Annotated in this window: 19 protein-coding genes; 3 read left to right on the forward strand and 16 right to left on the reverse strand. The window is 68.3% G+C overall.

Annotation, left to right across the window (positions count from 1 at the left end; genetic code table 11):
* Positions 1 to 167: 167 nt before the first annotated feature.
* The 4 genes from AB0F44_RS07710 to pdhA form a co-directional block, all read right to left on the reverse strand.
* Positions 168 to 1,028, reverse strand: coding sequence for a calcium-binding protein (locus AB0F44_RS07710; RefSeq protein ID WP_357354187.1), 861 nt, complete (start codon positions 1,026 to 1,028; stop codon positions 168 to 170).
* A 168-nt stretch (positions 1,029 to 1,196) separates the two neighbouring features.
* A complete protein-coding gene (locus tag AB0F44_RS07715; protein ID WP_357354189.1) occupies positions 1,197 to 2,555 on the reverse strand; it encodes a dihydrolipoamide acetyltransferase family protein in 1,359 nt (452 codons plus the stop codon).
* On the reverse strand, positions 2,549 to 3,526 hold the full coding sequence (locus AB0F44_RS07720; protein WP_355017620.1) for an alpha-ketoacid dehydrogenase subunit beta: 978 nt from the start codon (positions 3,524 to 3,526) through the stop codon (positions 2,549 to 2,551). The genes AB0F44_RS07715 and AB0F44_RS07720 overlap by 7 nt, the downstream gene beginning before the upstream one ends.
* Positions 3,523 to 4,659, reverse strand: coding sequence for a pyruvate dehydrogenase (acetyl-transferring) E1 component subunit alpha (gene pdhA / locus AB0F44_RS07725; protein ID WP_357354192.1), 1,137 nt, complete (start codon positions 4,657 to 4,659; stop codon positions 3,523 to 3,525). Before pdhA ends, AB0F44_RS07720 begins: the two co-directional genes overlap by 4 nt.
* 201 nt (positions 4,660 to 4,860) lie before the next feature.
* On the opposite strand from pdhA, the gene AB0F44_RS07730 reads away from it, so the two are divergent.
* Both AB0F44_RS07730 and AB0F44_RS07735 read left to right on the forward strand, forming a co-directional pair.
* Entirely contained in the window at positions 4,861 to 5,955 is a 1,095-nt protein-coding gene (locus AB0F44_RS07730) for a DUF2855 family protein (protein WP_357354194.1), read from the forward strand.
* Positions 5,956 to 6,025: 70 nt separating this feature from the next.
* Positions 6,026 to 6,598 carry a hypothetical protein gene (locus AB0F44_RS07735; RefSeq protein WP_357354196.1) on the forward strand — a complete coding sequence of 191 codons (573 nt, stop codon included), beginning with the start codon at positions 6,026 to 6,028 and terminating at the stop codon, positions 6,596 to 6,598.
* Positions 6,599 to 6,612: 14 nt separating this feature from the next.
* Here the strand turns inward: AB0F44_RS07735 and AB0F44_RS07740 are convergent, their stop codons facing one another.
* The 10 genes from AB0F44_RS07740 to AB0F44_RS07785 all read right to left on the reverse strand — a co-directional run bounded on the left by AB0F44_RS07740 (position 6,613) and on the right by AB0F44_RS07785 (position 18,365).
* Positions 6,613 to 7,578 carry a glutathione S-transferase C-terminal domain-containing protein gene (locus AB0F44_RS07740; RefSeq protein ID WP_357354198.1) on the reverse strand — a complete coding sequence of 322 codons (966 nt, stop codon included), beginning with the start codon at positions 7,576 to 7,578 and terminating at the stop codon, positions 6,613 to 6,615.
* Between the two features lie 38 nt (positions 7,579 to 7,616).
* On the reverse strand, positions 7,617 to 8,078 hold the full coding sequence (locus AB0F44_RS07745) for a hypothetical protein (protein ID WP_357354200.1): 462 nt from the start codon (positions 8,076 to 8,078) through the stop codon (positions 7,617 to 7,619).
* Complete coding sequence (locus tag AB0F44_RS07750; RefSeq protein ID WP_357354201.1) at positions 8,075 to 8,686, reverse strand: CDP-alcohol phosphatidyltransferase family protein; 612 nt, start codon at positions 8,684 to 8,686, stop codon at positions 8,075 to 8,077. Before AB0F44_RS07750 ends, AB0F44_RS07745 begins: the two co-directional genes overlap by 4 nt.
* A gap of 55 nt (positions 8,687 to 8,741) precedes the next feature.
* On the reverse strand, positions 8,742 to 9,743 hold the full coding sequence (locus tag AB0F44_RS07755; protein ID WP_357354204.1) for a putative zinc-binding metallopeptidase: 1,002 nt from the start codon (positions 9,741 to 9,743) through the stop codon (positions 8,742 to 8,744).
* Positions 9,744 to 9,763: 20 nt separating this feature from the next.
* A complete protein-coding gene (locus AB0F44_RS07760; protein WP_357354205.1) occupies positions 9,764 to 10,234 on the reverse strand; it encodes a hypothetical protein in 471 nt (156 codons plus the stop codon).
* A gap of 16 nt (positions 10,235 to 10,250) precedes the next feature.
* Complete coding sequence (locus tag AB0F44_RS07765; protein WP_357354207.1) at positions 10,251 to 11,162, reverse strand: transglutaminase family protein; 912 nt, start codon at positions 11,160 to 11,162, stop codon at positions 10,251 to 10,253.
* On the reverse strand, positions 11,159 to 11,620 hold the full coding sequence (locus tag AB0F44_RS07770) for a hypothetical protein (RefSeq protein WP_357354209.1): 462 nt from the start codon (positions 11,618 to 11,620) through the stop codon (positions 11,159 to 11,161). Before AB0F44_RS07770 ends, AB0F44_RS07765 begins: the two co-directional genes overlap by 4 nt.
* Before the next feature lie 602 nt (positions 11,621 to 12,222).
* Positions 12,223 to 12,534 carry a hypothetical protein gene (locus AB0F44_RS07775; protein ID WP_357354213.1) on the reverse strand — a complete coding sequence of 104 codons (312 nt, stop codon included), beginning with the start codon at positions 12,532 to 12,534 and terminating at the stop codon, positions 12,223 to 12,225.
* 117 nt (positions 12,535 to 12,651) lie between these two features.
* Positions 12,652 to 15,120 (reverse strand): circularly permuted type 2 ATP-grasp protein, encoded by a 2,469-nt coding sequence (locus tag AB0F44_RS07780; protein ID WP_357354215.1) that lies wholly within the window; start codon positions 15,118 to 15,120, stop codon positions 12,652 to 12,654.
* Positions 15,117 to 18,365, reverse strand: coding sequence for a transglutaminase family protein (locus tag AB0F44_RS07785; RefSeq protein WP_357354217.1), 3,249 nt, complete (start codon positions 18,363 to 18,365; stop codon positions 15,117 to 15,119). The genes AB0F44_RS07780 and AB0F44_RS07785 overlap by 4 nt, the downstream gene beginning before the upstream one ends.
* A 440-nt stretch (positions 18,366 to 18,805) precedes the next feature.
* On the opposite strand from AB0F44_RS07785, the gene AB0F44_RS07790 reads away from it, so the two are divergent.
* Entirely contained in the window at positions 18,806 to 19,492 is a 687-nt protein-coding gene (locus tag AB0F44_RS07790) for a hypothetical protein (RefSeq protein WP_357354219.1), read from the forward strand.
* A 97-nt stretch (positions 19,493 to 19,589) separates the two neighbouring features.
* On the opposite strand, the gene hisC is transcribed toward AB0F44_RS07790, so the two are convergent.
* Together hisC and AB0F44_RS07800 are read right to left on the reverse strand one after the other, a co-directional pair.
* Positions 19,590 to 20,669 carry a histidinol-phosphate transaminase gene (gene hisC, locus AB0F44_RS07795; protein ID WP_357354221.1) on the reverse strand — a complete coding sequence of 360 codons (1,080 nt, stop codon included), beginning with the start codon at positions 20,667 to 20,669 and terminating at the stop codon, positions 19,590 to 19,592.
* Positions 20,670 to 20,680: 11 nt separating this feature from the next.
* Positions 20,681 to 21,571 (reverse strand): arginine deiminase family protein, encoded by an 891-nt coding sequence (locus tag AB0F44_RS07800; protein ID WP_357354223.1) that lies wholly within the window; start codon positions 21,569 to 21,571, stop codon positions 20,681 to 20,683.
* Between the last annotated feature and the right edge of the window lie 134 nt (positions 21,572 to 21,705).

Consider the following 21,705-nt stretch of genomic DNA (forward strand, 5'->3'; position numbering starts at 1 on the left):
GACCTTGATGTGTTCGAACAAATGTTCGATCACATCAAGGTCGAGTCTTCACTTCTGGCGTGCCGAATCCTCACTTACGGCGGGCGAGTCCGTAGTTGTGACGAACGAGACTGTCGACCCCACTCGACCGGCGTTGCTGACGTCTCGGCGTCGCTGACCGGCTCTACCTAGCAGGTGCCCGCTACGTCGCGGGGGCCGATCGCGCAGGTGTCGCTACCCGCGCCGCCATAGAGGACGTCCTCACCCGAGCCGCCATCGAGGTTGTCGTTCTGGTCCCCTCCCTCGAGGTAGTCGGCTCCAGAATCTCCGCGGAGGACGTCCGAGCCTGTGCCGCCGAGAAGGCTGTCATCCCCGTTGCCTCCCCAGACGCGGTCATTACCGGCATCACCGCGGATGTAGTCGTTGTGGTCTCCGCCTTGGATCTGGTCAGCGCCACGGCCGCCGTACAGATCGTCGGCCTCGGTGCCACCGTAGATCCGGTCGTCACCAACGCCTCCCCAAACCAGGTCGCGCCCCGCACCGGTCGAGACGATGTCGTTGCCATCGCCTGCCGTGATGGTGTCGGTTCCGATCGCACCCCAGATGCGGTCGCTGCCGGCGCCGCCATAGATGTCGTCGCTGCCGCGTCCGCCGATGATCTTGTCGGCTCCTGACTCGCCATAGAGAAAGTCGGGCCGGGCTCCGCCTCGGACGGTGTCGTTGCCCGCGTTGCCGTGGATGTGATCTTGCGAGTCGCCACCCAGGATGGTGTCACTGCCGTACCCACCGCTGATGATGTCGACGCCCGATCCGCCATCGATGAGGTCGTTGCCACCCCTACCTTCGATCACATCGCCGCCGCCTCGACCGCAAATCACATCCCTGCCGGACGTTCCGCGGAGCTTGTCGTCACCGGACGTGCCGACGATCGTGCAACGTACGCCGGTTGATGTTGTCGCCGCGCCTGCGGGGCTCGCCACGAGTACGGTCGCCGAGGCGGCCATCGCGACGATCCCGGCAAGCAGCCTGCGCCCCGTCAGGAGCACCATTCCTGCCTCCAGAAGTTCTCAGGCCCGCGTCACTGCGGGCCGGAAGATGCTCCCAGATCCGATGCCCCCGGGTGTAGCGAATTCACGTTCTGTAGGGCGAATGTCGAACGTGGGAGTCCCGGTGTCACTGGGTGACTCCGGGACTCCCAAGTCGCGTCCTGCTCGACGTCAGAACAAAAGGGCCGTGCTCGGGTCGCCGACGATCCTGGCCACGTCGGCGAGGAAGCGGGAGCCGGCCTCGCCGTCGATGTGGCGGTGGTCGAAGCTGAGCGCGAGGGTGCAGACGTCGCGGGGCTCGATGCGCTCGTCGTCACCGGTGCCGACCACCCACGGCTGGCGCTTGATCGCGCCGACGGAGAGGATCGCGGACTCGCCCGGGTTGATGATCGGGGCGCCGCCGTCGATGCCGAACGGACCGATGTTGGTGATTGTGAACGTCCCGCCGGTCTGGTCGGCCGGCGGGGTCTTGCCGGTGCGCGCGGTGGCGGTGAGCTCGTTGATCGCGGTGCCGAGCTCGACCAGGGACATCCGGTCGGCGCCCTTCACGTTCGGCACCTGGAGGCCCCTGGGGGTGGCTGCGGCGATGCCGAGGTTGACGTACTCCTTGAAGACGATCTCCTGGGCGGCCTCGTCCCACCACGAGTTGATGATCGGCGTACGTCGCATCGCCAGCAGCGTCGCCTTGGCCACGATCAGCAGGGGGCTGACGCGGACCTCGGCGAAGTCGCGGTTGGCCTTGAGGCCGGCGACCAGCTCGGACGTACGTGTCACGTCGACCGTCGTCCAGACGGTCACGTGCGGCACCGTGAACGCCGAGTCGACCATCGCCTGGCCCATCTGCTTGCGCAGGCCCTTGATCGGCTCACGACGCTCACCACCAACCGGCACTGCCGGCTCGGTCGACGTCGCCGGAGCGGACGTCTGGTTCTCCAGGTCGGCGGTGGTGATCACGCCGTCGTCCCGCTCCGGGGTGACGGTCGCCAGGTCCACACCCAGGTCGCGCGCGAGCTTGCGGGCGGTCGGCTTGGCGAGCACACCGGTGCCCGCGGCGGCGGCCGGCGCGGAGACCGTGCGGTTGCGGCGTACGACCGCGTCTTCCTTGGAGCCGTAGCCGACCAGCGTCAGTGGCTTCTCGTGCTCGTCCGGCTCAGGAGCTGACGTCTCGGCCGCCCGGGCTGACGCCTCGGCCGCCCGGGCTGACGCCTCGGCCGACGGGGCTGACGCCTCGGCCGACGGGGCTGACGCCTCGGCTGACGGGGCTGACGCCTCGGCCGGTGCGGGCGCCTCCGCCGAGTCGCCGATGCGGATGATCGGGGTGCCGACCTGGACCTCGGTGCCGACCTCGACGAGGAGCTCCTGGACGACGCCGGCATAGGGCGAGGGGAGCTCGACGACGGACTTGGCGGTCTCGATGTCGCAGACGGGGTCGTTGACCTTGATGACGTCACCGACCGCGACGTGCCACTCGACGATCTCGGCCTCGGTGAGGCCCTCGCCGACATCCGGCAGCTTGAACTCGTTCACCATGCCAGGCTCCTGTCGACGGCATCGAGGACCCGGTCGAGGTCGGGGAGGAAGTACTCCTCCGCCCGGGCCGGCGGGTAGGGCGTGTCGAAGCCACCCACGCGCAGGACCGGCGCCTCCAGGGAGTGGAAGCAGGTCTCGGTGATCCGCGCGGCGAGCTCGGCGCCGAGGCCGAGGTTGACGTGAGCCTCGTGGACGACGACGGCACGACCGGTACGCCGCACCGACTCGTAGACCGGGCCCATGTCCAGCGGCGAGAGCGTGCGCAGGTCGATCACCTCGACCGACTTGCCCTCCCCCGCGGCCGCCTCGGCAGCGGTGAGCGCGGTCTTCACGGTGGGCCCGTAGGCGAGCATCGTCAGGTCGGTGCCGGTGCGCGTCACCCGCGAGGCGAACAGCGGACCAGGCGTGGCGTCGACGTCCACGTCGGCCTTGGTCGAGTGGTAGAGCCGCTTCGGCTCCAGGAAGATCACCGGGTCAGGGTGGGAGATCGCCTGCTGGATCATCCAGTAGGCGTCGACCGGGTCCGAGCAGGCCACCACCTTGAGACCAGGGGTGTGCGCGAACTGCGCCTCCGGCGACTCGCTGTGGTGCTCAACGGCCCCGATCCCGCCACCGAACGGGATCCGGATGACCATCGGCATCGCGACCCGGCCGCCGGAGCGGTAGTGGAACTTGGCCACCTGCGACACGATCTGGTCATAGGCCGGGTAGACGAACCCGTCGAACTGGATCTCCACCACCGGCCTGTAGCCCCGCAGCGCGAGCCCGACCGCCGTGCCGACGATCCCCGACTCCGCCAGCGGCGTGTCGACGACCCGTGCCTCGCCGAAGTCCTTCTGCAGCCCGTCGGTGATCCGGAAGACACCGCCGAGACGGCCGATGTCCTCACCCATCAGGACGACCTTGTCGTCGTCCTCCATCGCTCGCCGCAGACCGGCGTTGAGCGCCTTCGCCAGCGTCATCTTGGTCATCGGGAAGCCCCCTCGTGCTCGAACGAGGCGCGGTACGCCGCGTAGCCGTCGCGCTGCTCCCGCAGCTCGTCGGGCAGCTCGGTGTAGACGTTGTCGAAGAGGCGTACGGGATCGGGCTCGGGCAGGGAGTGGATCCCGGCGCGCAGTCGCTCGCCGAACTCCTCGGCCTCGGCCTCCACCTTGGCGAAGAAGGAGGTCGAGGCGCCGCCGCCGCGGCGCAGATAGGCCTCGACCCGGGCGATGGGGTCCTTGAGCTTCCACGCCTCGACCTCGTCGGAGACCCGGTAGCGGGTCGGGTCGTCGGTGGTCGTGTGGGCGCCCATCCGGTAGGTGTAGGCCTCGATCATCGTCGGCCCTCCACCCTCACGGGCCCGCTTGAGCGCCGACTTCATCACCTCGTACGTCGCCAGCACGTCGTTGCCGTCCACACGGATTCCGGGGAAGCCGAAGCCCTGGGCGCGCTTGAAGAGCGGCACTTTGACCATCTGCTCGACCGGCTCGGAGATGGCCCACTGGTTGTTCTGGCAGAAGAAGACGACCGGGGCGTTGTAGGAGGCGGCGAAGACCATCGCCTCGTTGACGTCGCCCTGCGAGGAGGCGCCGTCACCGAAGTGGGCCACCACGGCGGTGTCGCGGGTCGGGTCGCCGGTGCCGACCAGGCCGTCCATCTGGACACCCATCGCGTAGCCGGTCGCGTGCAGAGTCTGGGCGCCGATGACGATCGTGTAGAGCCCGAAGTTGTGCTCGGCGGGGTCCCAGCCACCCTGGTCGGTGCCCCGGAAGAGTCCGAGCAGCTGCATCGGGTCGACGTCGCGGCACCAGGCCACGCCGTGCTCGCGGTAGGTCGGGAAGACGAAGTCCTGGGGTGCGAGCGCGCGGGCCGCGCCGATCTGCGCCGCCTCCTGGCCCAGCAGCTGTGCCCACAGGCCCAGCTCGCCGTGGCGCTGCAGCGCGGTGGCCTCGACGTCGAGGCGACGGGTCAGCACCATGTCGCGGTAGAAGCCGCGTACGGCCTCGTCCTCAGGTCGGTCGGGTGAGAACTCGAAGTCCGGGTGCGAGACCCGTTCTCCCTCGGGGTTCAGCAGCTGCACCATGTCGGTGTGGCTGGGACTCGGATCCAGAAATTCAGTCATCACGCTTCCTTCACACGGGGTGGGGTTGCCACCGCTGGCTACGCCGATCACGGGCTTGTGATCCGTGGCACATCGGCATAGCCAAACGGTACCCGCCCCCGGGAGAGAAGAGGTTCGAGTCAGATGAACATAGACAACTAAGCAAGCGCTTAGTAAGTTCTACGAGACGTGACGGAGCCCGGCCCAGGAGATGAGGAACCGATGACTCGATTTGCCCGAGTGGAGTCGCTCAAGAGCGACCTAGGAGTGGCTGACCTGGTGGACCTCCCCGCACCGCAGCTCGGCGAGGGCGAGGTGCTGGCACGGATCGAACGCTTCGCTCTGACGACGAACAACATGACCTACGCGGTCTACGGCGACACCCTGGGCTATTGGAATCTGTTCCCGGCCGAACAGTCGGGATACGGTTGCATGCCGGCGTGGGGACACGTGGAGATCGTCGAGTCGAGGGCCTCCGACATCCCCCTCGGGACGCGGATCTTTGGCTACTTCCCCATCGCGACCCATCTGACGATGCGACCCACGTCGGTCACCTCCCGCAGCTTCGTCGACGGCGCCGAGCACCGCACCGGGACGCCCCAGGTCTACAACCTCTACGAGCTCGAACCCCGGGACTCCGATCCACGGCTGGACAGCCTCACCGCCATCTTCCGTGCTCTGTTCATCACCTCGTACACCGCCGCCGACTACCTCCGTGATCGCGACTTCTTCGATGCCGAGCAGTTCGTGATCTCGAGCGCCTCGAGCAAGACGGCGTACGGCACCGCCTACTGCCTCGCCGACTCACCGGCACAGAAGATCGCGCTCACCTCCGCCCGCAACATCGACTTCGTGAACGGCCTCGGCCACTACACCGCGGCGCATGAGTACGCCGACCTGACGGCCATCGACAGGACCAAACGGACCGTCTACGTCGACCTGTCAGGCGACGGTGACCTGCGCCGCCGGGTTCACGAGCACTTCGGCGACCACCTCGCCTTCGACTGCCTCATCGGGTCGACCCAAGCCGACGGTTTCCCCGAGGACGACGACAGCCTCGTGGGACCGGCTCCGGTCTTCTTCTTCGCAGCCCTCCAGCTCGACGCCTACAAGGCCGAAGGCCAGTCGCGCGCGTTCATGGAGCGCTATCGACGCGACGAGCGTGACTTCCTCGAGCGCGTGGGAGGAACGGAGCAGCCATCGATCGAGCTGCTCGAACACGCCGGTCTCGAGGACGCCCCCGCCGTCATCGCCGGCTTCCACGACGGGTCGACGGACCCCGCTGTCGGCCACGTCTTCCTCCCGAACGCGGGCTGATCGGAATTTCTGTGGTCCCGACCGTGAGGCGCCGCTAGAGTCGCGCCCCCTAGACCACCGGAGGCCCACCATGTCCGATCCGTACGGCTACAGCCAGCCCGTCGAACGGCCCAAGACGCTGACGTACGCGGTCTACGGGATGTGGCTTGGCGGCCTGCTGAGCGTCGTCTCGACGGTCTTCCTCCTCACCACGGACACCACCGAGATGAAGACGCTGATGGTGACGGAGATGGAGAAGCAGCCGACGTACGACCCCTCGGTCTTCGACGCGAGGGAGATGGCTGACGTGATGATCCCGATCATCCAGATCGGCGGCGCGGTCTTCGGGCTGATCGCCCTCGGGCTGTGGATCTGGATGGCGGTCATGAACGGAAAGGGCCGCAACTGGGCGCGCATCACCGGCACCGTCTTGGGCTCGCTCTCCATCGCGGGCAGCCTGTCGAGCCTGGGCAACCTCGCCGGCAACGCTGCGCTCGGCGGCGCCGCGTTGCCGATGTCGGCCGTCGGCACCGTGCTTGCCGTTGTGGACCCGTTGCTGGTGGTCGCGATCCTGGTGCTGCTGTGGGTGCGGCCGTCGTCGGCCTACTTCAGCGCGGTCAGTGCCGCGAGGCAGCGGCAGCGCACCGGCTACTACGCCGCCTGAAAGAAAAGTTTCTTTCAGCCGAGCGACTCGCGCCCGTGCGGCTCGTCCCAGCCGGAGAGGTCGGGACCGGCGGGCACGATCTGCGTCGGGTTCAGGTCGGTGTGGACGACGTAGTAGTGCTGCTTGATCTGGTCGAAGTCGAGCGTCTCGCCGATCCCGGGGGTCTGGTAGAGGTCGCGCGCGTAGGCCCACAGCGCGGGGAACTCGACCAGCTTCTGCCGGTTGCACTTGAAGTGGCCGTGGTAGACCGCGTCGAAACGTGCCAGCGTCGTGAACAGCCGGATGTCTGACTCGGTGAGCTGGTCGCCAACCAGGTAGCGCTGCCCGGAGAGCCGCTCCTCGAGCCAGTCGAGAGCAGTGAAGAGTCGGCCGTACGCCGTGTCGTACGCCTCCTGGGAGCCGGCGAAGCCGCACCGGTAGACCCCGTTGTTGATCTCGGTGAAGACCCGCTTGTTGACCTCGTCCATCTCCTCGCGCAGCGCGCGCGGCCACAGGTCGGGCGCGTCGGCGGCGAAGAAGTCGGTCCACTCGTGGAAGAAGTCGTGGGTGATCCACGGGAAGTCGTTGGTGACGACCTTGCCGGAGGCCTCCTCGACGATCGCCGGCACGGTGATGCCGCGCGGGTAGTCGGGGTAGCGCTTGAAGTAGGCCTGCTGCAGCCGCTCGATCCCGAGCACGGGGTCGACGCCGCCGGGGTCGAGGTCGAAGGTCCACGACCGGGCGTCGTGCGTCGGCCCCGCGAGGCCGAGGGAGATGACATCCTGCAGCCCGAGCAGGTTGCGCACGATGATCGCCCGGTTGGCCCACGGGCAGGCGGCGGCCGCGACCAGCCGGTAGCGGCCCGGTTCGACCGGCCACAACGGCACCTCTCTCGGCCCGAACTCGGGCGTCCGCGCGTCTAGGGTGATCCGGTCCGGGATGTAGTTCATGTCCCGGTTGAACTCGTTGCCAGGTTGTACGTAGGTCGCCTTCTCCCGCATGGACTCACTCTAACGTTGTGGTTGAATCCTGAAGCGAATCATAGGAACGTCCAGGCGAGACCCGCGGCCTCCAGGATCACCCAGAAGCGCAGCGCACGGGAGACGAGCACCGTGAGGGTGAAGATCGGCAGGTTGAACCGCAGGGCACCGAAGAGCACCGCCATCACCGCGAGCGGCGGAAAGCCGGAGAAGCCTGACGCGGCCAGGAGTGCCGTGGCCAGAACCGGGCGGCCTGAGGTCCGGGCGTACCAGCGGTCATAGGAACTCTGCCACTTGGGCGACTCGAGCTTCTTCCTGATCCAGGGGATCTTGGTGGATCCGCGACCGGCGTAGTACCAGACCACCTTGCCGCCGGTCTGGCCGAGCCCGGCGACGAACCCGAGCAACGGTGGCCACCAGTCAGAGTTCTGGGCGACGACGGAGAGGTACGCCTCGGCGTTCATCACCGGGATGAGCGCGGAGCCGAGACAGAAGAGGAGAGTGCCGATCAGAAGTCTCATCGAGGCACGGGTATGCCGATCCTGAGAAGGCGTCCCAGCGAGACGCACTTCATGACCAGCAGGGCCGTGGCAATCGCCAGACCCAACCACATCCAGCCGGTGACCAGCAGAAGGATCGCGAAGAGCCCCGAGTTGAGCGCCTTGCCCGGGTGGGACCAGTTCCACCGCCACAGCGTCCGGTCGATGACGTAGAAGTAGTTCGGGCTCTTGATCGGCCAGGCCAGGTAGGCGATCGAGAGGAAGCAGTCGATCACCATGAACTCCGCCAGGTAGACGAAGATCGCCGGCGACAGGTCCGGCTGCAGGAACGCCAGCCCGACGTAGAACGCCGCGGCGCAGAGACGGTCGGAGAAGATGTCGAGCACCCCGCCGATCCGCGTCTCCTCATCGCGCCACCGGGCGACCGCCCCGTCGAGGCTGTCCCCGGCCCAGTAGACGACCAGCGCGATGACGAGGAGCGTCAGGCTGCCCTGAGACGCGGCGCTCGCCGACAGCACCACCGACGCGATGGTGCGTACGAACGTGATCACCGTCGCCGATGTCCACAGCCGTTCCGACTCGGGACGGGCGCGCTCCTTGGCGTCGGTGATGACAGCGGTGTCGGTCATGGTCCGGAGCATAGAGTGCCGATGGGTGCAGCCCGGTGGAATATCGCCGCGCGGGTCAGCGCGGATCGCGCACCAACGAGGCCACGAAGTCGAGCTTGTCCAGGACCGCGGGCGGGATGACGAAGGGGTAGAGGTCGTCGTGGCCCATGGACCGGTTGATGACGTTCAGCGCGGCCGAGAGGGGCACCCAGATGTCGGTGACGACCTGCCGGTACGGCATGTCGGCGGGCACCGGCTCAGCGAGTCCGTACGCCGCCGCGGACCCGAGCGTGTCGCGGATGTGCAGGAAGTGGGCCCAGGTCTCCGCGAAGTCCTCGAAGGGGTGCATGGTGGCGTAGGTCGAGATGTAGTTCTCGGTCCAGCCCGCGGGCGGTCCTTCGGAGTAGTGGCGCTGGAGCGACTCCTCGTAGGAGACCGACTCGTCGCCGAAGACCTCGGTGCAGCGCTCCATCAGCTCGGGGCCACGGACCAGCTGCCACTCGTAGTAGTGGCCGACCTCGTGGCGGAAGTGGCCCAGCAGGGTGCGGTAGGGCTCGTCGAGCGTTGCCCGGACGTGCTCGCGGTAGGCGTCGTCGGACTCGGCCAGGTCGATCGTGATCACGCCGCCGTCGTGTCCGATGACCACGTCCGGGGTGGCCGCGACGCCGTCGCTGGCGAGCAGGTCGAAGGTGAGCCCCTCGGCAGGGTCCTCGACCTTGGTGCGGACCTCCAGACCGAGGTTGTCGAGCTCGACCACGAGATGACGTTTCGCCTGCTCAGCGAGGGAGTACTGCTGCTGGACGAACTCGGGCGCGGCGTCGTTGGGCCGGGTCCGGGTCAGCTCGCAGGCGAAGCAGATCCCACCCTCGATGCGGGCCAGCCAGGTGCATCCCGTCTCCAGCGTGTTGGCGCAGACCCACCAGATGTAGCCGTCGCTGTCGACGTACCTGCCCTCGGGTGAGACCGGGACGATCTCGCGCTCCTCGCGGGAGTAGGCGAGCCGGGTGCCGCACGAGACGCACGCCGAGTTCTCGAAGTAGAGGCGGTTGCCGCACTCCCGACAGCTGAACGCTTCCATGCCCTCAATCATCGGCCTTCTCAGGCCGTCCCCCAGCTCTCGACGCGCCACTCGCCGTCCTCGCGGACGAGGACCACGACCATCGACTCGTCCGGGACGGAGCCGTCCTCGGCGGTGTAGGAGACCCTGACGGTGACCTGGGCGGCGTCGCCGTACATCTCGGGCTCACCGAAGACCATGTCCCGGTCCACCGCGCGCGGATTGGGGTCGGCGTAGGTCCGCTTCCCCTCCGCGGCGTCGATCATCGCGCTGGCGCCGCCCCCGTCGAGAAGCTCGTCGCCCTCGTCGGAGGCCAGCTCGTAGAGGGTGGCGACCGAGGTGGTCTCCATGAACTCGCGGGTCACCTCGGCCGGCGTCGAGCCGCGCGCCAGCAGCCAGAGCGTGAGCGCGATGAGAGCCGCGGCGACCACCAGCACTCCGGAGATGCGTACTCCGCGACGCCAGCGGCTGCCGCGGGTCACGATGCTCGCCCGCTGCGGAGGCTGTCCCACGAGCAACACCGTAACTTCACTCCTGCTGGTCGGGGGCCACATCGACAGAGACGGTCAAGGTCGAGGTGGTGGCTTCGGTGTAGATGACCCCCTTCACAGGAGGCACATCGGCATAGTCACGTCCCCAGGCGACGCTCACGTAGCGATCGTCGGCCCTGGTGTCGTTCGTCGGGTCGAGGGCGAGCCACTGGCCCGTCCCCGCGCCGCTGAGGTCTGCCCCGTAGTGGGGCACCCACACCTCCACCCAGGCGTGGGAGGCATCGGCTCCGACGAGCCGCGGCTTCCCCGGCGGAGGGGTGGTGGCGAGGTAGCCGGAAACATAGCGGGCCGCGAGCCCGTGCGCTCGAAAACAGGCCAACATCAGGTGAGCGAAATCCTGGCAGACACCACCCTCGGCCTCGAAGATCTCCGGGATTGTCGAGGTGACGGTCGTGGCGGTGTCGTCGTAGTCGAACCCGGCATGGATCCGATGCATCAGATCCTCCACCGCCTCCACGATCCCGCGCCCCTGCGTCAGCGAGACGGCACCGAAGTCGTACGCCTCCTGGGTGTGCTCCACGAGCGGCGAGGCCACCGCCAAGTCGGTCGCCCGCCAGGCACCCGGAAGAGTCGGGTCCACCAGCGGCCGCGCCCGCTCCCACGGCTGGTCGAAGCTCGTCTCGTCATAGACCGGGGTGCTGACGTCGACCTCGGAGACCGCTGCGATCTCGAGCCGCCGATGCGGCTCGAGGACCTGGAAGTACGTCACCGTGTTGCCGTAGAAGTCGACGTCGCTCGACTGGTCCGCGGGCATCGGCATGATCCGCACCTCCGCCTTCCCGACATGCTGGTGAGGCAGCTCCCGCGGCGTGACGTTCGCGATCCCGAACGAGTTCGTCACGTCCTCGTCGTAGGAATAGGTCGTCGTGTGGCTGACCCGGTATCTCACCCGCCGGATGCTATCCCGACCACCGCCACGTCGCCGGGGTCGATGAAGACTCGTCCCTCGAATTCGCCATCCCTGTCGATCCACCGCACGCGAAGCGCCCCGCTCTGCGAGATCTCGACAATTCGACCCCGATGGCCACGAGTCGGCGGCCCCGACGCCTTGCCGAACACCGCCAGTCTCCAGGCATTGTTGGACGGGTCCCAATCCTTATCCCCGAGCACCGGCCCTAGCCACATGACCGGGGCACCGACGACGTACGGCGACGGTTCCGGATCGTCCACGATGTCGTGGGTGATGCCCTGCCAGCCAGGACTTTCGCGGACATTTTGGACCAGGTCGTCAAACTCCGCATCTGAGACAACCCGAAGATTCTTCACCTCGAAGACAGCATCAGGGCTGTACCAACCGTCCTTGTCGAGCCACGACACCAAGGCCCAACCGTCAGGCAGGTCATCCACGACAACCCCTGGCAACACCAACGGGCCACCTTCGACAGCAGGAACCTTCCCCGCCCAGACAACCCGGCGACCGTGCGGCGGAGAGGGGAACGATCCCTGCTGCTGGCGATCAGACGTACTACCCATGTCGCCAACCTACGATGCCGAGCAAAGTCGCCACTTCCTCACCACACCCGTACCTTTCGGGTACGCGGTTACTAGGCCATTCTCCCCAACAACGACGACGACGGTTGCCGCGCCACGAATACGATGAACGTACCTAGTCTTGCCGTTGTCGCCGTCCAACTCTGTGCCGCGATTGATCGTCTTCTTGATGCACGTCAGGGCGTCCGGCCAGTTGGGCACCTCGTGCTTCAACTCTACGTGTACGGCACCCGAAGTCGTACCGTTACCGCACCTGATGGCGATGGGACCGTCAGAAGTCTGGATAGTCCAGAGGCGGTCTTTTGCATGTCTAGGGGGCACGTTGGCGGACTCGTTGCCGACGGACCGCGCGCCGCACCCATAAACTGCGTCAGTCGCTTGGGCGTTGGCTGGAATGGCGGTGGCGACCCACATCGACGCCGTGACAGCGAGCGCCGTAGTGACCCGCCCGATCAGCCTCAGCATGATGCAATCCCGTCCCAGCGATCCGGACCAGTCTGGTTGAGATGGCGGTCGGTCCACGACGAACCGGCGGCGATCTTGTGACAGGCGCTGTCTGTGGCGAAGGCCCAGAGCACCTTGACCCGGACGCTGACCGGGCAGCCGTTCTTGACCTTGACGTTCTGGTACGGCCCCGGCGGGTTCGAGTACGTAGCAGTCACACATGCTGGTACCGGCGCTGCGGCCAGTAGTGCCTCGCCCGCAATGTCGTCCTCCGCTATTGCTGCTGCTCGCTTGGCGGACACGCCGTGCGCGAGCAGCACCTTCACGATGTCCTGCTTGTGCCCCGCCGGCTGCTCAACCGCACGTACGGCATCTGGGTCTGCAATTTCTGGAGCATCATCGGGCTCTCAGCCGCCCACTCGTGGTGACGGCCGTGCCCTTGCTCAAGTGAGCGATTGCGCCGAGAGTGCGTTGAGGGGCTGGGGGGCGGGGCCGGTGGCGAAGTGGACGTCGCTGATGGCGTCGGCGAGGCGGACGAGCTGGGCCTGGACCTGGTCGAGGAAGGACTCCAGGTTGGGGCGGCCGACGCCGCCGATGGCGACGAGGCCGGCGACCTCAGTGCGGTCGAGCATGTCGGTGATGTCGTCGAGGAGCCGCTCGGGGCGGGACGAGCCGGTCGAGCCGGGGAGCTTGGTGAGATGCAGCCGAAGCTCGTCGAGGCAGAAGGCCAGGGAGCGCGGGTTGTCGCGGTCCATGATGAGCAGGTCGAGGACTCCCCCGGTGCGTACGTAGCCCCGGTAGCGGCGGCGGTGGGTGACCGCGGACTCGGCCGAGGCGAGGACCGCGTTGAGCACGGCCCGGTCGACCTCGAGCCCCCTCCGCACCGTGGTCGTCGTCCGGAGCAGGTGGCAGACCTGCATCGACCGCTCCAGGAACCGTCCCAGCCGGATCGAGTGGTAGCCCTCGTCGCGGATCATGCTCGCCACGATCCCCTGCATCGCCAGGATGCCGTGCAGCATCTCGGCACCCGACTCGGCGATCTGCAGCGAGTGCGGATTGACCCGGAGCTCATCGGCGGCCCGGTCGGTCGAGGAGAAGATCCGCCACATGTCGGGGCTGAGCTGGTCGCGTACGCCGCTGAAGGCCTGTCGCATCCCGGCCAGCGACTGCGCGGCCGACCCCGGCCGGTCGGCGTCCAGCAGCATGGAGCGGAACTCGGCGTCGATATCGGCATCCGCGTGACCGTGCCAGCCCAGCCGGTCGAGCGCGCTCAGCATGACCTCGAGGCTGATGCCGCCGGACGTACGCGGCCTGGTCCTGAAGTCCTCGGCCAGCACGTGCGTGGCCAGGATGAGCCGGATGAGGTCCTCGGCACGCTCCGCGTAGCGGCCCGACCAGTACATGTCCTCGAGCGCGCGCGGGACGAGCACCGTGACCGAGCGCGAATGGGTCATCGGGAGCACGTCGGCAAGACCCTGGTCGGCGTCCTGCGGCGACTCCTTGAGCACCCAGACGTCCTTACTGCACGGCGGCAGCCCGGTCTCGTCGGCCCGGATCGAGGCCAGGCCACCGACCAGCGGGCGGTAGGCCGAGCCGTAGCGGAGCGAGAACGTACGCAGCGTCAGCGGCCGGGCGACCGCGCCGTGTCCCTCGGCCCAGGTCGGGGCCTGGGAGAGCGTGATCCTCTCCTGCCCGACATGGCGGTAGGGATCGGCCGCGATCCGGGCGCCCAGCTCCTCGGGCGTTCCGTTGACGATCGCCCCCTCCAGCGTCCGCACGACCAGGTCGCCCGCGGCCAGGCGCCGCTCGACCTCTTCACGCTGGGCGGGGTCGCCACACCACCAGGTGCCGAGCGACGCCAGCCGCAACGGTTCGCCGAGCAGGGCCTCGCAGGCGGCGGGAAGATAGGGAACCAGCCCCGGGTTCTCGAGTACGCCGGCTCCGAACCCGTTGACCACGCGCACGTTGCCGCGGCGTACGGCCTCGATCAGGCCGGCCACGCCGAGCTGGCTGTCGCCGCGGAGCTCGAGTGGGTCGGACCAGGTCGCGTCGACACGACGCAGGATGACGTCGACCCGCTCCAGCCGGTCGCCGTGGCCACGCATGAGGACCTCGCCGTTGCGTACGGTCAGGTCGGCTCCCTGGACCAGCGGGAAACCCAGCGTCGAGGCGAGAAAGGCCTGGTCATAGGCGGTCTCGGAGTGGGTTCCCGGAGACAGCACGACGACCCGGGGGTCGGCCTGGTCGCCGGGCGCCGACTCCAGCAGCGCGCTGCGGAGGGCCGCGAAGTAGGGCTCCATCCGGTGCAGCCCGGCGTCGCGGTGAAGCTCGGGGAGCACCCGGCTGATCACCCGGCGGTTCTCCATCGCATAGCCGATCCCGCTCGGCGCCTGGGTGCGGTCGGCGAGCACCCGCCACTCACCGTCGGGAGTCCGGCCGAGGTCGGTGGCGGCCAGGACGAGCGGCCGCGGGTCGTGGTTGCTGGCGCGGGCGGCGACACGGTGGAAGCCGTGGTGGCCGAAGATCACCGGCGCCGGGACGATCCCGTCCCGGAGGAGACGCTGCGGGCCGTAGAGGTCCACGAGGATCGCGTTGAGCAGCTCGGCACGCTGGGCCAGGCCGACCTCGAGGATGCGCCACTGCGCCGGATCGATGACGAGCGGCACCGGGTCGAGCCGCCAGGGCTCGGGCTTGGCGCCAGGACGCAGGTAGGTGACCCCGTCGTCGGCGAGGAACCGCTCGACGTCGTGGCCGATCCGGCTCAGCGTGGCCGGCGTGATCGAGACGGCCGTCTCGGCCATCGGCTTCCACGCGGGGCGCAGGGTGCCGTCGGGCCCGACGACCTCGTCGTAGGGCTGGTCGGTCGCGTCGAGAAGGCCGAGGGCGTCGGCGTACTCGCGAAGGACGGTCACCGCACCACCCGTCGGAGATCCAGGGTGTGCGGGTTGTCGGGAGTGGTGCCGCGGGCTGCGCGCTCGCGCATCTCCGCGACGTCCAGGCGGCCGGAGGTGTGGCCGCGCGCCTCGAACCTGCTCGCGCGGCGCGCCTCGGCCTCGTTGGCGTTCACCGGCGGGTGGTCGTAGCTGCGGCCGCCCGGGTGCACGACGTGGTAGGTCGCACCGCCGAGGCTGGTCTCGGAGGCGATGTCGACGACGTCGAAGTGCAGCGGCGCCTGGACGTCGATGCTCGGGTGGAGGCTCGACCACGGGCTCCACGCCTTGAACCGGACCCCCGCATAGAAGGTGTCTGAAATGGAGGTCGGGGTCAGCGGCACCGGAACACCCTGACACGTCACCAGCTGCCGGTCGAGGTCGATACCTCTCGCCGAGATCTGGACCCGCTCGACCGAGGAGTCGACGTAGCGTGCGGTCCCCGACTCGGTGGCCTCCTCGCCGAGGACGTTCCACGGCTCGATCGCTTGGCGCAGCTCGAGCTCGATGTCTCCGACCTTCACGAGCCCGATCCGCGGAAAACGGAACTCGGCGTACGCAGCCAGCCACTGCGACTCGAACGGGATCCCGTGGCGGCGCAGGTCTGCCACGACCTCCTCGATGTCGCGCAGGCACCCCTGCGGGAGCAGGAAGTCCTCATGGAGGGAGCTGCCGTGGCGGACCAGCGGCGCCTCGTACGGCTCCTCCCAGAACCACGCGACCAGGCTCCTGACCAGGAGCGACTGAAGAAGGGCCATCTGCGGGTGCGGCGGCATCTCGAAGCCACGGAGCTCGAGGAGGCCGAGGCGTCCTCGGGACGAGTCCGGTGAGTAGAGCTTGTCGATGCAGAACTCGGCGCGGTGGGTGTTGCCGGTCAGGTCGGTGAGCAGGTGGCGCAGCGCGCGGTCGATCATCCACGGGCGGGGCTCAGGGTCTTCACGGGTGATCCGGGCGACCTCTTGGAGCGCGATCTCCATCTCGTAGACCGCCTCCGGGCGGCCCTCGTCGAACCTCGGCGCCTGGCTGGTCGGGCCGATGAAGCGCCCGGAGAAGAGGTATGAGAGGGACGGGTGGCGCTGCCAGTAGCGGATCAGGCTGGCCAGCAGGTCGGGGCGCCGGAGCAGGGGGCTGCGCTCGGGGCTCCGTCCGCCGAGGGTGAGGTGGTTGCCGCCGCCGGTGCCGGTGTGGAGCCCATCGAGGTCGAACTTCTCGGTGGACAGGCGGGCCTGCCGGGCCTGCTCGTAGAGCGTCGTGATCAGCTCACGCTGCTCCGCCCAGGTGGCGGTCGGTTGCACGTTGACCTCGATCACGCCGGGGTCCGGGGTGACCGTCAGCCGCGCCAGGCGGGCGTCCGGCGGCGGACCGTAGCCCTCGAGCACGACCTGTACGCCGGCCTCGTTGACAGCCTGCTCGATCACCCGGAGCAGGGCGACGTAGTCCTCCAGCCGGTCGGTCGGCGGCAGGAAGACATGGACCAGCCCGTCGCGCTCCTCGATCGCGAGCGCGGTGGTCGGCGCCTCGTCGGGGTCGGTGACGGTGACCTGCGGGATCTCGGGGTCCAGCGGCTCGCCCGCGGTCAGGTAGGACGGCTCACCCGGGAACTCCGGGTCGTGCCAGGAGATCGAGTCCAGCGGTAGCCGCAGCCCGACCGCCGAGGTCCCCGGCGCCAGCACCAGCCGCCCCCGGCGGAACCGCCACTGCGGGCTCGTCCACTCCCCGTCGTTGGTGTTGATCGGGATCACCCACCCGACCGGGTCGGTGACCTCCTTGTCGAGCTCGGTGACGTTCAGATCGCCCCGGTCCGCGGCGTCGTCCGGCTTGGGGCCGTCGGGGCGGCGTACGTCCTGGGCGATCTTCGCCAGCGGATCCTCGTACGCGGCGAACACCTGCTCCGCCGGGAGCCCGAGGATCTCGGCGATCCTCCGCGCGACAGCGACTGTGTTGGTCTCGACATGCTCGTCGGTGGTGGCCCAGGGGTCGGCGAAGAGGGTCTGGTCGCCCCACAGGGGCTGGCCGTCCGTACGCCACTGCAGGTCGATGTTCCAGCGCGGGAGGGGCTCGCCGGGGTACCACTTGCCCTGGCCGCGGTGGACGATCCCGCCCTTGCCGTAGACCGTGCGCAGGCGTTCGGCCAGGTCAGTGGCGAGCTCGCGCTTGTGCGGCCCATCGGCGTCGGTGTTCCACTGGTCACTCTTTTGGTCGTCCAGCGACACGAAGGTCGGCTCGCCGCCCACGGTCAGCTCGACGCCGGCCGCCTGGAGGCGCTGGTCGACCGCCTCACCCAGCGCGTCGATGCGAGCCCACTCCTGGCCGGTGTAGGGCAGCGTCACGCGAGGGTCCTCGTGGATCCGGGTGACCTCGTTGGCGAAGGAGAAGGTGACCTCGACCGGGTCGGTGGCCCCCTCGATCGGGGCCGCGGAGGACGGGTGCGGGGTCGCCGAGAGCGGGATGTGGCCCTCCCCCGCGAACAGGGCCGAGGTCGGGTCGAGCCCGATCCACCCCGCTCCGGGGACGAAGACCTCGCACCACGCGTGCAGGTCGGTGAAGTCCTCGGTCGGGCCGGACGGGCCGTCGAGGGACTCCTGGTCGGCGGCCAGCTGCACCAGATAGCCGGAAACGAACCGCGCGGCGAGGCCGTACTGACGCAGCAGGGACACCAGCAGCCACGCCGAGTCGCGGCACGAGCCGATGCCGATCCGCAGGGTCTCGTCGGGAGTCTGTACGCCCGGCTCCATCCGCACCGAGTAGGCGACGTCCGAGTTGACCGCCTGGTTGATGCTCGCCAGGAAGTCGACGGTACGAAGGCCGTCCTCGGGCAGGGCCGGCAGCCGCTGCCGCCAGGCGTCGGCCGCGGTCGCCGACTCAACGTCGCGGAGGTAGGGCGCCAGATCGGCCTTCAGCTGCGGCTCGTAGTCGAAGGGGAAGGTCTCGGCGTACTCCTCGACGAAGAAGTCGAACGGGTTGATCACCACCATGTCGGCGACCAGACCCACGGTGACCTCGAGCTTGTCGGTCTTCTCCGGGAAGACCAGCCGCGCGAGCCAGTTGCCGAACGGGTCCTGCTGCCAGTTGATGAAGTGGGCCGCCGGCGTGACCGACAGCGAGTAGGCCTCGATCGGGGTCCGGGTGTGCGGCGCTGGACGCAGGCGTACGACGTGCGGGCTCACCCGGACCGGCTGCGCGAACTCGTAGGTGGTCCGATGTTCGAGCGCAACCTTGATCGACATGGGTCAAGGGTGACCGATGCAGGTTGCACAGGGGTAACGAACCGCCGGGTTCATGCCGCCGTCCCTCTCGAATGTGGCCTATCACGAAGGCAAACCGAGGGGATCCGAATCAGCTGATTGGTAAACGCATTTCACCCTGACTAAATGCCGTGTCTTGACCCAAGGGAATTTCCCAATCGCCAGTTCGAACGGGATCTATTACCCCGGTGGGTACCCGAGAAGTGGCCCACGGCAAGGCCCTATCGCCCACCGCTCATCCAGGGGCTCACCTGGAACAAGACACGGACGTCAGCATCAGTTGGAATGCGATCCGATGAGTTTACGGCAAGCAAACCTGCTTTGGTATAGGAAACAATCAATTAAAGATTGTTCTTGACTTTATGCTTCAAATCGCTTCAGGATTCATCGGGCATGACAAAACAGCAAGTTAAGGAGATTTCGTGAATTCTCGGACTCGAATCGCCGCTGTCGTCGCTGGACTCGCACTGGCCACGGTCGCTTCACCGGCTATGGCCAGCCCCGTCCCGCCTCCACTTCCTGACCCGCCGGTCCCCGGCACTCCGGGCCCTCCGATTCCGGACACGCCCGACGTCCCGGACACTCCGGAAACGCCAGATGTCCCGGAGACCCCGGATGTCCCCGGCACTCCGGAGACCCCGGACGTTCCCGGCACTCCGGAGACCCCGGATGTCCCCGGCACCCCGGAGACACCGGACGTGCCCGGCACTCCGGACGTTCCGGAGACACCGGACGTTCCCGGCACCCCGGACGTTCCGGAGACGCCGGACGTTCCCGGCACCCCGGACGTCCCCGAAACCCCGGACGTTCCCGACGCACCGATCCCGGACGTCCCGGACGGCCCAGGAATCCCGGAGACTCCGGACGTACCCGTTCCGGACAGCCCTGCCGCTGACGTTCCTGCCGCAGACGTCCCCGTCCCTGAGGTCCCCGTCCCGGATGTTCCGATTCCGGACGTCCCGGTTCCCGGCGTTCCCGGAGTTCCCGGAGTTCCCGAGCTCCCTGGCGTCACCGACAGCCTGCTGGGCATCATCAACAGCCTCCCGGTCGTCGGCCCGGTCCTGACCGACCTGCTCAACTCGGTCCTCGGGAAGCTGCCGCTGCCGTAGAGGCATCCACTCTCACCCAATTAGCAGAGGTCCAGCAGCATCGACGCTGTTGGACCTCTGCTATTTGGTCGGGCGGGGCCGACTCTTGGGCCGGCTCTCAGTCCTTCGGGAACGAACCCGCGAGCTCGATGAGGCGGGTGTTGGCCTCGGCCTCGCCGATGGAGACACGTACGCCCTCGGGCGGGTAGGGGCGGACCATCAGGCCGACCTCGTCGGCGGCCGCGGCGAACTCGGCGCAGCGCTGGGCGGAGCCGAAGGCGAACCAGACGAAGTTGCCCTGGGCGTCGGGGACGTCCCAGCCGGCAGCGCGAACGCCCTCGACCACCCGGGTGCGCTCGGCAACCACGTCGTCGACGCGCGCCAGCAGCTCGGTCTGCCGCTCGAGCGAGGCGACGCCGGCCGCCTGGGCGACCACGTTGACGCCGAACGGCAGCGCCATCGCCCGCAGGGTCGAGGCGATAGGCGCCGGCGCGAAGGCGTAGCCGACCCGGAACCCGGCCAGCCCGTAGGCCTTGGAGAACGTACGCAGCACCACCACGTTGGCTCGCGCGCGATAGGTCGCGATCCCGTCGATGGCGTCGTCCATGCGTACGAACTCGGCGTAGGCCTCGTCGACCACGACCAGCACGTGCTCGGGCACCTTCGCGAGGAAGGCGTCGAGCTCGGCCTGGGTGACCGAGGTGCCGGTCGGGTTGTTGGGGGTGCAGACGAAGACGACCTTCGTACGCTCCGTGATGGCCGCCGCCATCGCGTCGAGGTCGTGGTGGCCGTCGTCAGTGACCGGCACCTTCACCGCGGTCGCGCCGGCCGCGAGCACCGCGATCGGGTAGGCCTCGAAGCTGCGCCAGGCGAAGACGACCTCGTCCTCAGGACCGCAGTAGGCCGAGACCAGCTGGAAGATGAGCGCCACGGCGCCGGTCGAGAGGGCGAGCTCCTCGGCCGGCACCTTGTAGGCCGTCGCTAGCGCCTCGTACAGCTCGGTGTTGCCCGCGTCGGGGTAGCGGTTGACCCGCCCCGCCGCCTGGGCAGCGACCTCCACCACACCGTCCAGCGGCGGGTAGGGGTTCTCGTTGGAGGAGAGCTTGTAGGTCACCAGACCGGGCCGCTCCACCGGCGGCTTGCCCGCGACGTACGCAGGCATAGCGGCGACACTGGGACGGGGCTGTGGGGTGCTCATATCGTGAGATCCTAGGTCGGGATGACCTCGCCCCCGTAAACCACGGGGACGTCGCGGCCGACCACGATGTCGAGCGGGTTGGTGACGCAGCGCACGGACCCACCGCCGAGGTGGAGCTCGCTCATCTCGACGATCCGGATCGTGAAACCCCAGCCTTCGAGGACCGCGCGGACGCGGTCCGGGCAGGACGGCATCACGATGGTGCGGCCGATCACGATCGAGTTGGCGGCGAAGGTACTGAGCGCCTCCTCCTCGGTGATGACCAGCGGCTCGGGGACGAGGTCGAGGAGCGCCTGCGCCGACTCGGGTGCGAGGGCGTCCGGGCAGATGATCGCGCGGCGCTCGTCGAGCGGGCAGAAGGCCAGATCGAGGTGGTACATCCCCGAGTGGGTCGTCCGTACGCCCAGGACGCGCACGCCCATCTCGGCGGCCAGGGTCTTCAGCGCCATCTCGTCGGTGCGCGGCCCGGTGCCGGCGACCAGGTAGCCGGCGTACGGGAAGACGTCGCCCGCCTCGAAGGTCGGCCCGACCCCGTCCTTGCCGACGTACGCCGTGCTCCAGCCGTTCGCGTCGAACCACTCGATCGCGGAGCGGGTCTCGTTGCGGCGCTCGGGGAAGCGCATGTGGGAGAGGAGCACGTGACGCCGACCGTCGGGGACCGTGGCCGCGAAGCCGAGGTTCATCGCGTAGACCATGTCGGGGCTGTCCTCGCGCGGCGCGATGACGTCGACACGGCCGCCGAGCTCCTCGATGGTCGCCTTCAGGGTGTCCCACTGCGCGCGAGCACGGACCGGATCCGGCTGGATCTCGGTGTCCATGAACGGGTTGATGGCGTAGTCGATGCGGTAGTGCGTCGGCTCGGTCATCAGGTAGTGACGGCCCCAGCTCAGCGATGTGCTCACTCGTACCCCTCTCAGGTCTGATTGGCTTCAGATCGTCCGATTGCCTGATTGACTGATTGTCAGACAATCCCGTGCCGCTAGGTTAGAGCACGAACGGTCATCACCGGAAGACGGCGCAGGTAGGACAATGGGTC

Source organism: Nocardioides sp. NPDC023903, assembly GCF_040639295.1.
GTDB lineage: Bacteria > Actinomycetota > Actinomycetes > Propionibacteriales > Nocardioidaceae > Nocardioides.

What these genes read in the sequence shown, in the direction of transcription:
- AB0F44_RS07710 (WP_357354187.1), bottom strand. Translation starts at nt 1,028, where the DNA reads ATGGTGCTCCTGACGGGGCGCAGGCTGCTTGCCGGGATCGTCGCGATG.
- AB0F44_RS07715 (WP_357354189.1), bottom strand. Translation starts at nt 2,555, where the DNA reads ATGGTGAACGAGTTCAAGCTGCCGGATGTCGGCGAGGGCCTCACCGAG.
- AB0F44_RS07720 (WP_355017620.1), bottom strand. Translation starts at nt 3,526, where the DNA reads ATGACCAAGATGACGCTGGCGAAGGCGCTCAACGCCGGTCTGCGGCGA.
- pdhA (WP_357354192.1), bottom strand. Translation starts at nt 4,659, where the DNA reads ATGACTGAATTTCTGGATCCGAGTCCCAGCCACACCGACATGGTGCAG.
- AB0F44_RS07730 (WP_357354194.1), top strand. Translation starts at nt 4,861, where the DNA reads ATGACTCGATTTGCCCGAGTGGAGTCGCTCAAGAGCGACCTAGGAGTG.
- AB0F44_RS07735 (WP_357354196.1), top strand. Translation starts at nt 6,026, where the DNA reads ATGTCCGATCCGTACGGCTACAGCCAGCCCGTCGAACGGCCCAAGACG.
- AB0F44_RS07740 (WP_357354198.1), bottom strand. Translation starts at nt 7,578, where the DNA reads ATGCGGGAGAAGGCGACCTACGTACAACCTGGCAACGAGTTCAACCGG.
- AB0F44_RS07745 (WP_357354200.1), bottom strand. Translation starts at nt 8,078, where the DNA reads ATGAGACTTCTGATCGGCACTCTCCTCTTCTGTCTCGGCTCCGCGCTC.
- AB0F44_RS07750 (WP_357354201.1), bottom strand. Translation starts at nt 8,686, where the DNA reads ATGACCGACACCGCTGTCATCACCGACGCCAAGGAGCGCGCCCGTCCC.
- AB0F44_RS07755 (WP_357354204.1), bottom strand. Translation starts at nt 9,743, where the DNA reads ATGGAAGCGTTCAGCTGTCGGGAGTGCGGCAACCGCCTCTACTTCGAG.
- AB0F44_RS07785 (WP_357354217.1), bottom strand. Translation starts at nt 18,365, where the DNA reads ATGTCGATCAAGGTTGCGCTCGAACATCGGACCACCTACGAGTTCGCG.
- hisC (WP_357354221.1), bottom strand. Translation starts at nt 20,669, where the DNA reads ATGAGCACCCCACAGCCCCGTCCCAGTGTCGCCGCTATGCCTGCGTAC.